The organism is Streptomyces sp. NPDC045968 (assembly GCF_056430475.1).
On sequence record NZ_JBWKLF010000004.1, the window covers coordinates 483219 to 497107 of the forward strand.

11 protein-coding genes are annotated in these 13889 nt (G+C 71.2%); 2 read left to right on the forward strand and 9 right to left on the reverse strand.

Going from position 1 to position 13889, the window contains the following annotated elements:
- Positions 1-4: 4 nt before the first annotated feature.
- The gene (locus AC07FA_RS15055) at positions 5-1045 is read right to left on the reverse strand and encodes a hypothetical protein (protein ID WP_479075751.1); all 1041 of its coding nucleotides are present in this window, start codon (positions 1043-1045) and stop codon (positions 5-7) included.
- A gap of 298 nt (positions 1046-1343) precedes the next feature.
- On the opposite strand from AC07FA_RS15055, the gene AC07FA_RS15060 reads away from it, so the two are divergent.
- On the forward strand, positions 1344-2153 hold the full coding sequence (locus AC07FA_RS15060) for an enoyl-CoA hydratase/isomerase family protein (RefSeq protein ID WP_479075752.1): 810 nt from the start codon (positions 1344-1346) through the stop codon (positions 2151-2153).
- Between the two features lie 60 nt (positions 2154-2213).
- Here the strand turns inward: AC07FA_RS15060 and AC07FA_RS15065 are convergent, their stop codons facing one another.
- A complete protein-coding gene (locus tag AC07FA_RS15065; protein WP_479075753.1) occupies positions 2214-3176 on the reverse strand; it encodes a GNAT family N-acetyltransferase in 963 nt (320 codons plus the stop codon).
- Positions 3173-3967, reverse strand: coding sequence for a phytanoyl-CoA dioxygenase family protein (locus AC07FA_RS15070; RefSeq protein ID WP_479075754.1), 795 nt, complete (start codon positions 3965-3967; stop codon positions 3173-3175). The genes AC07FA_RS15065 and AC07FA_RS15070 overlap by 4 nt, the downstream gene beginning before the upstream one ends.
- A 218-nt stretch (positions 3968-4185) precedes the next feature.
- Between AC07FA_RS15070 and AC07FA_RS15075 the strand changes: the two genes are divergently transcribed.
- Complete coding sequence (locus AC07FA_RS15075; protein WP_479075755.1) at positions 4186-4863, forward strand: HAD family hydrolase; 678 nt, start codon at positions 4186-4188, stop codon at positions 4861-4863.
- A 41-nt stretch (positions 4864-4904) separates the two neighbouring features.
- On the opposite strand, the gene AC07FA_RS15080 is transcribed toward AC07FA_RS15075, so the two are convergent.
- The 6 genes from AC07FA_RS15080 to AC07FA_RS15105 form a co-directional block, all read right to left on the reverse strand.
- A complete protein-coding gene (locus tag AC07FA_RS15080; protein WP_479075756.1) occupies positions 4905-6284 on the reverse strand; it encodes a LysR family transcriptional regulator in 1380 nt (459 codons plus the stop codon).
- Positions 6285-6407: 123 nt separating this feature from the next.
- Positions 6408-7871 (reverse strand): MFS transporter, encoded by a 1464-nt coding sequence (locus AC07FA_RS15085; protein WP_479075757.1) that lies wholly within the window; start codon positions 7869-7871, stop codon positions 6408-6410.
- Positions 7868-9913, reverse strand: a complete 2046-nt coding sequence (gene tokK / locus AC07FA_RS15090) for a cobalamin-dependent radical SAM methyltransferase TokK (protein WP_479075946.1) — start codon at positions 9911-9913, stop codon at positions 7868-7870. The genes AC07FA_RS15085 and tokK overlap by 4 nt, the downstream gene beginning before the upstream one ends.
- 53 nt (positions 9914-9966) lie before the next feature.
- On the reverse strand, positions 9967-11370 hold the full coding sequence (locus AC07FA_RS15095) for a B12-binding domain-containing radical SAM protein (RefSeq protein ID WP_479075758.1): 1404 nt from the start codon (positions 11368-11370) through the stop codon (positions 9967-9969).
- Positions 11342-12748, reverse strand: a complete 1407-nt coding sequence (locus AC07FA_RS15100) for an asparagine synthase-related protein (RefSeq protein ID WP_479075759.1) — start codon at positions 12746-12748, stop codon at positions 11342-11344. The genes AC07FA_RS15095 and AC07FA_RS15100 overlap by 29 nt, the downstream gene beginning before the upstream one ends.
- A 1-nt stretch (position 12749) precedes the next feature.
- Complete coding sequence (locus tag AC07FA_RS15105; RefSeq protein ID WP_479075761.1) at positions 12750-13859, reverse strand: AMP-binding protein; 1110 nt, start codon at positions 13857-13859, stop codon at positions 12750-12752.
- Positions 13860-13889 lie beyond the last annotated feature (30 nt).

Sequence of the window (13889 nt, forward strand, 5' to 3'; positions counted from 1 at the left end):
GGGCTCAGACTGCCGGCAGGGGCTCGCCCACGAACGCGGCGAGGCGGTCCATACCGGGGGCGCAGGCGCGGTGCAGTTCCTCGGTCTGTTCCGGGGAGAGCGCCGCGGAGGCTCCTCTGCGGCCCGCGTCCACCCGGCCGGCCACCCGGGCCGCCCAGGCCTCCGCCTCCGGGATGCCGGTGAACCGGCCGAAGCGGGTGAGTTCCGGGACCGGGTCGGCCACGATCCGGTCGTAGGAGATGTGCAGCAGCCGGTCCTCGGGCAGCCCGACGAGGTGTTTGACGGCGCCGGTGCTGTACGACCACATCGTCCCGAACCGTTCCAGCGGAAGATCGGCGTGCGCGAGCGCCGAGGCGTCCAGGGTGTCCGGTGCGAAGGCGCGGAGCTCCTCCGGGAGCTTCTGCGGGTGCTCGGGGTCGTGGACCGCGTACGGGTCCACCCCCAGGATCTTGCGCATCTCCCTGATCTTCACCGCGAGACGGAAGATGGGGTGCCGGCTCATCGACACCGCGCAGTCGGGGCCGTGCCGGTACATGTGGACGAAGCGCGCCTCGGGGAAGTACGTGAGGAGATCGGGCAGGAAGCGCTGCGCGGCCCCCGAGCGCTCGATCACGACCTCGCGGCCGTGGAACGAGGCCCACCAGGCGAAGAGCCGCAGGTACTGACGGGGGAGCGGGGCCACCGGCCAGCCGGTCACCTCGTCGTGGATGCTGTCGAGCAGCGCGTCCGGGTCGTCGGTGAGCGGGGGCAGTGTCATCACCGAGAGGGCGGGCACGTCTCCGGCGGCGTAGCGGCCGAGACCGAGCGGGTAGCGGTACTCGGGGACCGTCACGCCCTTGCGCATCAGTGTGTTCGGCTTCAGCCGCGGGGTGCTGAGCAGGTCCCAGAACGCCCGGCCGTCCAGCTCCCCGCCCGTGAAGCCCCACGGATCCAGGCAGGCGAAGAACTCACTGAGGCTGAGCACCTCGCGGTGTTCGTTCACGAGATCCGAGAGCATGGTCGAGCCGCAACGGCCGGTGCCCAGGACGATGGTGAGTGGCGCCACCTTCGCGCTCCTTCCGTCGGCGGAGACTTAGCGCACGCAGGGAGATCGTCTTTCCGCCGGCTCTTCCGGGCCTCTTCGCCGGCTCTACTGAGGAAGTTCCGTTGAATCCAGGACGGTTGACCGAATTGGGCGTTGACTGGTCCTGACACCGTCCTTAGGCTTCCTTGCGATTTGCCATGGGCGTGAATTCGGCCAATGGGGAATTGGCCGGTGAGGTGCAAGGAGCTTTTCGGCGGTGTGATCCAGCCATTCGACGGTGACCGCAGGCCATGGGGGCCGACCCGAGGGAAAGAGTCCGATGGTGAATCAGACGTCACAGCCCAGTGAATCGAGCGTTTCCAACCAGTCCGGTGAGTCCATAGCGTGTTCCAAGCACGACGACGGAGTCCTTCTCGCGGAATTCACGGGAGCGCACGAGCAGAACCCCTTCAGTCGCGCCCGGATGCGGGAACTCACCGCCCTGATGCGTGACATCGACGCGGACGACCAGGTGCGGTGCGTCCTGCTGTACGGCGGCCCCGGGCGCTCCTTCGGCGTCGGCGGCGACTTCAACGAGGTCTCCATGTTCACCGGCGGCGACGAGGTGAACGGCTGGATCGACGACATCACCGATCTGTACGCGACGATCGCGGGGATCTCCAAGCCGGTCGTCGCCGCGATCGACGGCTATGCCATCGGTGTCGGCCTCCAGATCGCCCTGTGCTGCGACTACCGGGTGGGCAGTGAGAACGCCCGGCTCGTGATGCCCGAGCTGAAGGTGGGCATCGCCTGCAACTTCGGCGGATTCATGCTGCGGTACACCGTCGGCACCACCGTCATGCAGCGCATGCTCTACACCTGCGAGGAGTGGCCCGCCGACCGGGCGCTGGCCGATGGCCTGCTCCACGAGGTGCAGCCCGTGGAGAACACGCTGGGCCGTGCGCTGGAGCTGTCGCGCACCCTGGCGCGCTACACCCCGGAGGCCGTGCAGGGCACCCGGCCGAGGGTCAACGCACCGTTCGTGGAGGGGCTGGAGCGGCTCCGCGCCGAGGCCAAGGACTCGCACCGCAAGGCGTTCGCCGCGGGCGAGGCGCAGGTCCGGATGCGCCGCATCATCGGGCGGAGCTGACCGTGCGGTCCGGGGAGTCACGGGCCGGCGCCCCTGACTCCCCGGACCGGTGCAGGGTCCTCAGCGCTTCACGGTGCGGCGGAAGTCGTCGAAGCGGGCCTCCACCTGCCAGCCGAGACGCTGGTAGAGGGCGAGCGCGGGAGTGTTGGCGGTGTCCACGGTCAGGACCATGGCCGTACGCCCCCGGCTCCGTGACGCGTGCATCACCGACAGCAGCAGCAGACATCCCAGGCCCCGTTGCCGGGCCTGCGGCGCGACACCGATCTGCCGGACGTACGCCGCGTTGCGGCTGTCCAGCATGCGGTCGGTGATGTTGGCGAAGCCGACCGCCGAGCCGTCCGTCTCCAGCAGCGCGCACTGCGCCGGATCGACCCCCGGGTCCGTCTTCCACCACTCCAGCCAGGTGTCGAACCCGTCCTCGCTCTTGCCGGCCTCCTCCGCGGCGAACGCCTTGTTCTTCACCGCGTGGAACGTGCGCAGGTCCTGCTCGCCGTCGAGCGGGCGTACCACCGCGCCCGGCACACCGGGGGTCGGCGGCAGCCCGTCGTCCAGCGCCACCGCCATGCGGTAGTACGGGTGCGGGGAGCCGTAACCGCGGGTGTGCAGGGCGGCGCGGGCGGCCTTCTCGCCCTCCGAGACGAAGCAGGACACCTCGCCCTCGCCACCGGCCAGCTGCTCGCCGCAACGGCGCTCGGCGAACTCCAGCAGCCGGGCCCCGTCGTCGGCGGTGGCGCCCGGGCCGAGCACCAGCTCCGCCGTCCACCCGGAGATCCCCGAGGCGCTGCTCAGCCACACCGCGCCAACGGGGCTGCCGTCGGCGCCCGGCAGCAGCCGGGCGTCGGTCCGGGGGTTCAGGCCCGGGGCGGTCAGCCGGCCCGTGATCCAGGCCCGTGTCGTCTCGGCCCTGCCCAGTGCGGCCAGATCCCGGTCGCGGGCGAGCTGCCACACGGCGTCCGTGTGGGCGCGCGGGTCGAGCGGGACCAGAGCGGGTGCCTCCCGGGCCCGGCCGGTGAGGGCCGTCATCGCGCGGCGCCCGCGCCGCCCTTGTCCCGGCGGGGGAGCGAGTAGACGTAACTGACCGCCCGGCGCTCGTCATCGGTGGTGTTGGGGGACGAGGTGTGGGCGGTGAAGCCGCCGAACAGCACCGCCGATCCGGCACGCCGGGGGAGTGTGACCGGGGTCAGCTCGGGCCAGAGCCTCTTGATGTCGAGCGTGGGTTCGCGCGGCGAGGCGAAGAGGTCGTCCTGGTTGATGCCGTCCGGCTTGTACGCGATCCGCTCGCGGTGCGAGCCGGGCAGGAACTGCAGGCAGCCGTTGTCCTCGCGGGCGTCGTCCACCGCGATCCAGATGGTGTAGACGTCCTCGTACTTCTCGTAGAACTCCTCCTTGAGGAACAGGGCGTCCTGGTGCCACGGCTTCTCCGAGCCGACCTGCGAGGGCTTCGCCCACAGGTAGGTGTTGTAGAAGTCGCCCGCGACACCGTGCAGCGGCCTGACCAGGCCCTCGTTGAGGTTGATCAGCTCCGGGATCGAGGCGAGTTCGGGGGAGTGCTCGTGGGCCATGCCCACGACCCGTACCTTGCCCGGGATGCACTCCTTTCCGGAGGCGCGCGCGGCCCATCCGCCGCCCTCGCCGTCCGACTCCAGCTGCCATCCGAAGGTGCTGTAGCGCATGTCCTCGGTCCGCCGGATCAGATCCGAGCAGCCGCGGCGCATCAGGTCGAGGGCTGGTTCGGGCACCAGGTCGTCGAGCTGGATGACGCCGCGCTCCTCCAGTTCGCCGGCGAGGTCTGCGATCGACGGGCTGAGGGGCATCGGCTCCACCTTTCTGTACGCGCACGGGCGTGCGACGTCAAGAACTCTGTGTGTGACTCGACTATGTGCAAGGCGCCGGTGCACCGGCAACGGAACGGCCGCGGACGGTTCGGAGCAGGCCCCAAATGGCATAGGGGCCAGGGGGCTTGAAGGGGCTCGGAAGGGGCTTGTCCGGCCCTAGGGTGGGTGGACTGTTACCCGGGGGCTGGAGGATTCGCATGGCGGGAACGGGGTCCGCGCCCGTCTCGGCGCTGATCGTGGACTGGGGCGGCGTACTGACGCAGTCCTTCGACGAGGCGATCGCGGTGTGGGCCGCCGCCGAGCAGGTGGCCGCCGGGGAGTTCGCCGCGGTCCTGGGGCGGCTGCTGGGGCCGGACGCGGTGCCGGACGGCGGTCCCAATCCGTTCCACCGGGTCGAGCGGGGCGAGCTGTCCGTGACGGACTTCGAGGCCGCGCTGGCGGCGCTCCTGCGACGCACCGACGGGACGCCGGTGACGGCCGGTGGCCTCGTGCAGCGCATGTTCGCGCCGTTCGCCATGGACCCGGTCATGACGGGGCTGTTGCGCCGGGTGCGCGGTGCCGGGGTGCCCGTGGCGCTGCTGTCCAACTCCTGGGGGCACCGGTACGACCGCGAGGGCTGGGACGAGCTCTTCGACGCGGTGGTGATCTCGTGCGAGGTGGGGATGCGCAAGCCGGAGCCTGAGATCTTCCGGCACACCGCCCGCCTGCTGGGCCGCCGGCCCGAGGAGTGCGTGTTCGTGGACGACCTGGGCCGCAACGTACGCGCCGCGTCCGCGCTCGGAATGGCCACGGTGCACCACAGTGCGGCGGCGGAGACCGAGGACGCCCTGGTCCGGCTGATCGCCGGGATGTCCTCAACCGCGGGACGGGCTTGAGGAAAGGGCCCTACGCGGCGGGCCGGTTGGTGAAAGGCCCCCTACGCGGCGGCCCGGTTACTGGTCGGGGTGCCGATCTGCTGCGCCGCCGCGATCTGTCGCATGCGGCCCACCAGTTCGTCGAGCCGGCTCTCGGCCGGCCCCGTACAGTCCAGCAGCCGGCGGGCGGCGGCGGACAGGGAGGTGCCGCGTGCCGTGCTGTAGACGAGCGGCAGCCCGCAGCCCTTCTCCAGGCGGTGGATACGCCGGGTCAGCGCGGGCTGGGTGACCAGCAGGGTGGCGGCGGCGCGGTTCAGGCTGCCGATCCGGTCGATGACCCGGAGCAGATGCAGGTGCTCAGCCTCGAACCGGTTGTCCGAGTCCGCCCCCGCCCAGTGGAGTTCGGACAGCAGGACGGGAAGCGCTTCGTCGGAGCCGGAGGACGACGCGTCGGCCTCGGGGCGGGACCGTATCGGACGTCCCGGCCCCTCGGTGAGCGGAGGGAAGGAGGCGGAGGCGGCGTACAGGGGATTGCGTTTCGCCGCGCGCTGCGCGTAGCCGTACCGCAGCCAGGTGCACAGCTCATGGGCGAGCGTCAGCGGGACGACGAGCGGGTCGACGGCCAGGGAGAGCCTGCGGACCAGCCGCTGGCGCAACGGGCGCAGCACCAGGCTCAGTTCGTGCTCCGGCTCGGGGGAGAGCGGGGAGACCAGCGCGACGCCGTACCCGCGGCCGACCAGCTCCAGGGCGGCGCTCTGCGAGCGGACCGTGAAGCTGACGCGGGGAGCGGGCGAGAGCAGGGAGAAGGCCCAGCCCTGGTCGTCGCAGGCGTCGCCGCCCACCGTGGCCACCCACTCCGCGTCGGCCAGGTCGTGCAGGTCGAGCGTCTCCCGCCGGGCGAGCGCGTGATCCCTGGGCAGCGCGACCCACTGCGGCTCGTCGACCACGGTGCGCACCAGGGCCTCGCTGCGCCGCAGCCCCGGCCTGCGGGTGGTCTCCCAGCCGCAGGCGGCGTCCACCGCGTACCGCTCGAAGCGCTGCCAGACATCGCGGCTGTCCCCCGGCACGACGTCGAACACCGCTTCGGGGAAACGATCCGCCAGGTCACGGCCCATGCCGTACGCCCGTTCCGTGCCGACCGCGAACTGGACGACCGGGAGCCGCTCCTCCGTGTCGGTGCGGTGGTGGGACGTGGCCATCGCGAAGTCGATCGCGCCCACCAGCCGCCGCCCCGCGTGCAGCAGGGCGTGACCGGGCTCGGTGAGCTCGGTTCCGGTGGAACTGCGCGACACGAGCGGAGTGCGCAGCCGCCGCTCCAGCTTGATCAGACGGCGGCTCGCGGACGACTGCGTCATCCGGCCGCCCCGTTCCACCGCGTGCAGGCTCCCGTGGTCGGAAACCGCTTGCAGCAAGGCCACATCCGAACGCCGAAGATCGAACATCCAGCACTCCTCCCCCCGTCGGACCGGACCGGCCCACCCGTCGCGGCAGGAGGGACGGTGCGGGCCTCGCGTGACGTACGTCTCGCCACCGTAAGGCCGTCCGAGGGCTGAATGGGGCTGCCGTCAGGTAGTTGGCCGGATCGTGGGGGTGACCCGTCCGGAGCTGATCGGAGCCTCCGGCTCCGGCTGCCCGGCGGTGCGCGGGAACACCAGTGCAGCGGCGACCCCCGCGGCGGCGAGGACGGTGGCCCCCACGAAAACAGTCGTGTACGAGGAGGCGGCCGGATATCCACGGGTACTCGTCGTCACGGCCAGGACCATGAAACTGACCTGCACCCCGAAGGAGCCCCCGAGGTTGCGGAGGACGCTGTTGATCCCGACCGTCACCCCCGTCGAGCCGCTCGGCGACGCGAGCGTGAGCAGCTCCGCCATGGCTCCTCCCAGCAGACCGGTGCCAAGGCCGGTGAGCGCCGTGCCCAGGGCGAGACCGGTGGCGGTCCCCGTCATGAGGGCGAACACGGCGGGGGAGGCGGCGAACAGCACGGTGCTCGTGATCATCACGGCGCGCGCCGACATCCGGCCGGACTGCCGCAGCCAGCCGGACAGCAGCCCGCCGGTCACGGCGGCGACCTGCATCGGCAGCATCACCAGCACGGTGAGGGCGCCGTCGGCGGACAGCCCGTAGCCCGTGGAGCGGGGGGCGTCGGCGAGCACCGGGGCCAGGATGCCCGTCTGGAACATCACCAGACCGGTCAGCAGGCTCACGACGTTGAGGGTCCAGATCGGCCGCCGGCCCATCAGCCGGGTGTCGATCGCCGGTTGCGCCGCCCGCCGCTCCACATGGACCAGCGCCGCGCAGCCCGCCGCACCGGCCACCAGCAGCAGCGCCCCGGTGGCCGAGCCGAGCCCCTCCCGGCCGTACTGGCTCAGGGCCAGCAGCACACAGGCGCTCACCGCGCTCAGCAGCAGAAGACCCGGGATGTCCACCCGCGTCCCGGCCCTGCGCGGCGTCTCGGGCAGCACCGCCGCGCCCGCCACCAGCAGGACGACCGCGAGCACGCCGGCGGTGACGAACAGCCCCCGGAACGCGGCGGCCCCGTCACCGAAGACGCCGACCAGCAGGATGCCGATACCGCCGCCCGTCCCGAAGGCCGCGGACAGCACCCCGGAGGGCCCGGCCAGCGACCGCCCGGGAAACCCTTCCCGCAGCAGGCCGATCGCGAGCGGGAACAGCCCGGCCGCGACTCCCTGCACCAGCCGGGCGACGAGCAGGACGGTGAAGGACTGCGCGGCGGCGGCCACGACGGCCGCCACCGCCACGACGGCGAGTACGGCGACGAGCACCACCCGCCGGCCGTAGAGGTCCCCGAGGCGCCCCACCACCGGGGTGGCGACACAGCCGACCAGGAGATGCCCGGAGACGATCCACGCCGCGTCCGTACCGGAGACCCCGAAGGCGTGCTGGATCTGCGGCAGCAGCGTGGCGACGCCCAGCTGGAGCAGCGAGAAGAGCCCGCAGGCCCCCGCGAGCACAGCGAGGGCCGCACGCCGCCCGGTGGACGGCGTGCGGCCGGGAACCTTGTTCACCGCTGTTCGCTGGCTACCGGCTCCGCCAGCGACGTCACCTCGGCGGACTCGAAACGGTGGCAGTAGTGACCCATGCGGGAGACCGGGTAACTGGTGCCGATCGCCGCCATGGTGAACGCCTTGAGGTCACCGGCCACCGGCCGGTAGCGCCCGTTCGCACCGAAGCTCTGGTCGCCGTAGCCGACCCGCACGCGGTGCGGCAGCAGTTCACCGCCGGTGAAGTAGCCGGGCCAGTCGTGGCTGTACTCCGCGGACTTGCCCTGCTCCGGGGAGTATTCCGGGCGCAGCATGACGTCCCGCTGGAACCGCAGCACGTCGTCCAGCCGGGGGTCCTCGTCCGGCCGCAGGCCCAGGGTGACGAGGTACTCCCGCAGTTCGGCGTGGAACCGGTCGAAGTCCCGGGCGACGCGGAGCCAGCCCCAGTTGTCGATCGTCCAGCCGCGGCGCTTGCCGTACGGGGCCAGATCGGCGGCCATGTCGGGCTGACTGGCGACCAGGTTGGCCAGCGGGAGCGTGGGGATGTCGATGTAGTCGTGGTACAGGCTGCGCATCCGCAGGTACAGGGCGCCGAGCACGCTGTCCGGGCGGCTGCTGAAGTAGTTCTGAAGCCCCTCGTAGAAGCGGGTGTAGCCGATCTCGTGCTCCTGCCGGAGGAAGATCGACAGATAGCGGGTGTAGCAGCCGTTGTGCAGGAACTGCACCGACTGGATGAAGCTGAAGCACTCGACCCAGTCGGCGCGCGGCATGGCGTTGGTCTCCATGACCATCTCCATGGTCTCCGCCTCGTCGTCCGGCGTGCCGTCGCGCTCCACGTACATCCGCTTCGGGACCGTGCGCAGTCCGTACTGGGCGATCTTCTCCGGGGTGTTGAGCGGCGCGTTGGGCAGGATGCCCAGCTCGTAGACCCTGAGGTCCTCGTGGTTGCCGGCCTCCAGCAGCGAGCCGATGCCGTCCCGGAAGGAGCGCGGGGTCTCCAGCGGCAGGCCCAGGATCAGCTCGGTGTAGGTGTGGATGTTCTCGGCCGCGTACCGCTGCTGGAGCTTGCGGTAGTTGTCCAGGCCGATGTTCTTGCGGTCGATGGCCTCCAGGACGTCCATGTCCGTGCTCTGCATCGACAGCGTGGTGCCCATCAGCAGATCGGCGTCGTGCCAGGTCTTGCTGATGTCGAAGACCCGGTCGTTGGAGTTCTTGGCGAAGTTGACCCTGACCTGCCTCGGCGCACCGAGCTCCGCCCGGGCCTCCGCCAGGGCGTGTGCGATCTCCAGGTCGCGGGGCATGATGCCGTAGTTGGCGTCACAGATGAACAGGTCCTCCACGTCGTGGCGGGCGAACCAGTCGATCTCGTCCTGGAGGCGTTCGTCCTCGAACTTCCGCAGCGTGCTCATCGTCGCGGAGCCCCAGTCGCAGAACGAGCAGGAGTACGGGCAGCCCCGGTTGGTCTCCCACAGGGCGTAGAAACGCAGCCCCCGCTCCCGGCAGGTGGCCACGGCCCCGTCCATCACCCCCAGCAGGTACGGGCTCGGGGTGTCGATCAGCCGGGGCAGCCGTACGGCCTTCGGCCCGGGCACCGCCGCCACTCCCTGGCGCACCGAGACGCCCGGCACCGTCGTGTAGTCCGGGCTCGGGGTCAGGCGCTCCGCCAGCAGCCCGCGGAACGCCACCTCGCCCTCGCCGTGCGCCAGCACGTCCACGTACGGGTGCCGTGCGAAGAAGTCCCCCGGCCGGTCCGGGACATGCGGTCCGCCGGCCACGATCAGCACGTTCGGGTACCGCTCCTTGACCAGCCGCGCCACCTTCATCTGGCGGCGGAAGTTCCACACGTAACAGGACAGGGCGAGGACATCGGGCTCGACGATGCCGTCCGCCATCTCCTGGACCGGCGCGACCAGGAAGACGGGCTCCTGGAAGTCGTAGGCGGCGGCGATCTTCTCGTCCTGCTCCGCGTAGGTGCGCAGCAGGCCGGCCACCAGGGGCAGGAAGGGAAACGCGTTGAGGCCGATGAAGTACACCTTGCGGCCGTGGCTGGTGAGTTCGGCGGACATGCTGGTCACGGCTCCTCGTGGTCGGACGGTTCTCGCTGTGGGCACCGGGCCGGTTACTTCGTGCTGGGCACGCGCTCCGGCTCCCAGGGGCGCGACCAGTCCGCGCCGCCGCGGATGGCGCGGAGCATCTCGTCGAAGGCGTTGTCGTCGGAGTAGTAGAAGACCGACGGGTCGGCGCCGGAGGTGACGCCGGGTGTGGAGCGGGCACTGGCCCCCGCCAGCAGGTCGGCCAGCCGGTGGTAGAAGGTCTCCAGCGGCAGCCGGGTGGGGAACAGGGCGTGGTAGCAGTCGAACAGCTCCGGATCGTCGCTGATCAGCTGGGACCTGCTCTCGTCGTACAGATCCGTGCCGGGCAGCGGGGTCAGGACCGAGAAGCTCGGCATGTCGACCTGCAGCTCCTCCACGGTGTGGCTGAGCCGGGCGAAGTCCTCGTCCAGCCAGTTGGGCTGCACGATGAAGTTGGCCCGCACCTTCACCCCGTTGGCGTGGAACATGTCCAGCGCCCGCCGGGTCTGCCCCGGGTCGGTGCCCTTGCGGTAGCCCGACAGTTCGTCGTCGGTCATCGACTCCGCGCCGACCAGCACCGAGTCCAGGCCGACCTCGGCCCAGCGGGCGATCACGTCGGGCCTGCGCAGCGCCGTGTCGGTCCGTACGTACATGTGGAACCGCTTGCGGAAACCGGCCTTGTCGATGGCGTCGGCCAGCTCCAGCATGCGTCCGGGCTGGATGAACGCCTCGTCGTCCACGACGTACAGGTTCTGGCCCTCGATGTCGGCTATCTCCGCGAGCACCCGGTCGATGTCCTTGACCAGGTAGCGCCGGTCCGTCATCCGCCACAGCGAACAGAACTTGCAGGTGTACGGACAGCCCGCGGTGAAGCGGATCAGCGACACCGGGCGGTACACCGAGTGGAAGTAGTCCCCGCGGTGGTGGGAGAGCAGCGAACGGTCGGGCATCGTCAGGTTGTTGAGCGCCGCCGGCTTGGGCCGGCTGTCGCGCTCCAGACCGGTGCGCGCGTCGTACGGCGCGAGACCCGACACGGGCGACGGGGAGCGGCCTGCCTCCAGCTCGGAGGCCAGATGGCTGAGCGCCGCGCCGCCCTCACCGGCGACGATCCAGTCGGCCGAGAAGCCGTTCAGCCACTCCGCCGACACCGTCGGATGGTGGCCGCCCAGCACGATCGGGACGTTGGGCCACAGCCGCCGCGCCTCCCGGCTCACTTCCCGGGAGACGTGCACGCTCGTGGTGTACGGGATGGCCACACCGATCAGGTCGGGGGGCTCGTGCGTCTGCGCGTACGTCTCCAACGGCGGGTCCAGCCGCAGATCGTGGATGGTCACGTCGTGGTCGCCGCGCAGCGCGCCGCCGAGATACTCCAGCGGCAGCGGTTCGCAGCAGCTCAGCCGGTCACTGAGGAGGGCCCGTTCGTTACGAGGCCACACCAGCAAGACCCTCATCGAGTCCCTCCCTTTCGTTGGTCCCGTTCCCCGTGCCGGTGCCCCGGGCCGACGGCCCGTCCTGGCAGAAGACGGAGGTCGCGATGGCGTGCAGCCGCTCGGTCTGGACGCGGAGGTCGTCCCCGCCCAGGGCGGCGGCGAACATCCGGCTCATGGCCGTGCCTTCGTGGATGCCCCGCTTGGGCCGCCAGGCCACCTCCGCGGGCAGGACCTCGGCGGCGGCACTGCGCAGCACCCACTTCGCCGTGCCCTCGCGGACCTTCAGCCGGCCCCGGATGCCCAGGGCCGTCGACATCACCTCACGCGTCCAGTACGGATAGCGCACGACGATGTCGCGGGCGTCGGCGAAGGCCGGGCCGAACTCGTTGCTCCGGGCGGTCGCGGTGGTCTGCGCGACCACCGCACGTTCGATGTCCTGCTCACTGCCCGTACCGCCGAGCCCGGCGAACAGCAGGTCGGCGCCGTAACCGGAGAGCAGCACCTGACGCCGGTCCGAGGCCATGGAGTTGAGCAGGAAGCAGGCGGGTGCGGCGATCTGGAGGGTCAGCAGGTCCCAGGTCTCCAGCGCGCTGATCATGCCCGGCAGCAGCTCCGAGAGCTGGTCGGGGCCGAACATCAGCTCGTGGTGCTTGCTGCCCAGGCGCTCCGCGAACCACGCGGCCTGCTCGAACTCGTCGCCGAAGGGCGTGCCCACGGTGTACGTGTGCAGCTCCGCGCCGGAGGTCTCCCGGGCGGCCAGCGCCGCGACCGTCGAGGAGTCCACCCCGCCGCTCAGCATGACCCCGACCTCGTCGACACCGGCGGCCAGCTGCCCCACCGAGGTCCGCAGCGCGTCGCGGACGGCGGCCACCGCCTCCTGCGGGTCGGTCGTCCCCGGCTTGTCCGGCAGCCCGCGCACCTGGCGGGTGGCGACCGGATCGGTGCCGTACGCGTCGACGGCCAGCGTCACCGCGGTGTCCGCCGGGACGGCCGTCACCCCGGCGAAGCGTCCGCCGGGCAGCAGCGACTGCGCCGCACCGCCGAGCACCGGGGGCCCGGCCAGCAGCGGCAGCACCGCTCCGGCCGAGGTGGCGATCAGCAGGCTGTCGTCGGCGGCGCGTGCGTAGTGCAGCGGGCAGGTGGCGCCGACGTCGCTCCACAGGGTGGCCCGGCCGGCGCGTACCAGCACCGCGCAGTAGCGCGCGTAGCACCGCTCGGTCCAGGACAGCAGTTCGTCGAGCGGGGCGTGGACCGGCGGTGCCTCCTCGGTCAGCCGGTCGCCGTGCACGACCAGCGCGTCGGCGCCGTCGCGCACCACCAGGGTGCTCAGTCCGCGTCCCGTGCCCAGGGCTTGGAACTCCACCGGGCCCGAGTGGCAGCGCAGCAGGAAACCGGCCATGTCAGTACACCCCTTCGACGCGTCGTCCTTCGGTGAATTCAGGGGAGTACGGGTCCCCCAGCCAGGGCCAGGGGTAGCGCTCGGCGGCCACCCCGTACGGGCGCACGCGCCGGGCCCGGTCGCGCTCCAGGAATCCGGGCACCAGTGCGTCGTCGGTCAGCCGCCAGACCCGCACCCGGCCCTCCTCGCCGTACGGCACCTCGGTGCCGTGCTCGTCGATGACGTCCAGCGCGACGTGCGGCCGGCAGGGCACGTAGATCACCCGGTGGTCGTCCTCCGCCTCGAACGGCTTCTGCCAGTTGATGCCGGTGGTCGAGGTGCCGTACATGCCGACGACCGGCACCCCCGGGAAGACCTCCTCGCGCAACTGGCGGTGGGCGTCGGGCTCCATCGTCGTACCGGCGTGCACGATGGCCCGGACTCCGGCCAGCGCCTCGGTGCCCAGCCGCTCGGGCAGCATGTCCAGGAGCCGCGAGGTGCAGAAGACCACCCCGATGTCCTGCGCCCGGACCACTTCCTCCACCTGGTCCCAGATGTGCTGGACGTACCGGTCGTAGGCGGCCGTCATGCCCTCCTCGCCGAAGATCTTCACGATCCGCGGGTCGAGGTCGATCGAGAAGCACATGCCGCCGCGCCGCTCCGCGAACGCGACGACGAGCCGGCCCGTGGTGTGGGGTCCCATCGGCCCGATGAACAGCCAGTTGGTGTTCCTCGGTACGCCGTGCAGGTCCAGGAACTCGTCGGAGAACTCCAGGATGTCCGCCCAGTAACGGGCGCCCCAGGTGCCGTGCTTGGCCGGACCGGTGGTGCCACCGGTCTGCGCCGCCCACAGCGGGCCGCCCTCGCCGAGCACCGACCGGGGGACGAAGTTCTCCAGCGGGGTCCGCCGCGACGCCTCCTCGTAGTGCATCTGGTCGGCGCCGTCCGTCAGCCCGAGGAGGGTGACGGCGTCCTGGAGGCTGTGGACCTTCTCCAGGGCGTTGGTGCCCAGGCGCCGGTCCCGCTCCAGCCAGTAGGGGGTGCCATGCCGGGGGTCTAAGTGGAGGCGGACGGTCCGGCGAACGTCGTCGTCGGTGATCGGACGGAGCACCGACTCGCTCGGACTTGGCATGGCGGTTCCCTCTTCTCTCATGCTGTTCCT

Bases quoted from the DNA above. Each gene is read 5' to 3' on its own strand.
- AC07FA_RS15060 (WP_479075752.1), top strand. From the start codon at position 1,344: ATGGTGAATCAGACGTCACAGCCCAGTGAATCGAGCGTTTCCAACCAG.
- AC07FA_RS15065 (WP_479075753.1), bottom strand. From the start codon at position 3,176: ATGACGGCCCTCACCGGCCGGGCCCGGGAGGCACCCGCTCTGGTCCCG.
- AC07FA_RS15070 (WP_479075754.1), bottom strand. From the start codon at position 3,967: ATGCCCCTCAGCCCGTCGATCGCAGACCTCGCCGGCGAACTGGAGGAG.
- AC07FA_RS15075 (WP_479075755.1), top strand. From the start codon at position 4,186: ATGGCGGGAACGGGGTCCGCGCCCGTCTCGGCGCTGATCGTGGACTGG.
- AC07FA_RS15080 (WP_479075756.1), bottom strand. From the start codon at position 6,284: ATGTTCGATCTTCGGCGTTCGGATGTGGCCTTGCTGCAAGCGGTTTCC.
- tokK (WP_479075946.1), bottom strand. From the start codon at position 9,913: ATGTCCGCCGAACTCACCAGCCACGGCCGCAAGGTGTACTTCATCGGC.
- AC07FA_RS15095 (WP_479075758.1), bottom strand. From the start codon at position 11,370: ATGAGGGTCTTGCTGGTGTGGCCTCGTAACGAACGGGCCCTCCTCAGT.
- AC07FA_RS15100 (WP_479075759.1), bottom strand. From the start codon at position 12,748: ATGGCCGGTTTCCTGCTGCGCTGCCACTCGGGCCCGGTGGAGTTCCAA.
- AC07FA_RS15105 (WP_479075761.1), bottom strand. From the start codon at position 13,859: ATGCCAAGTCCGAGCGAGTCGGTGCTCCGTCCGATCACCGACGACGAC.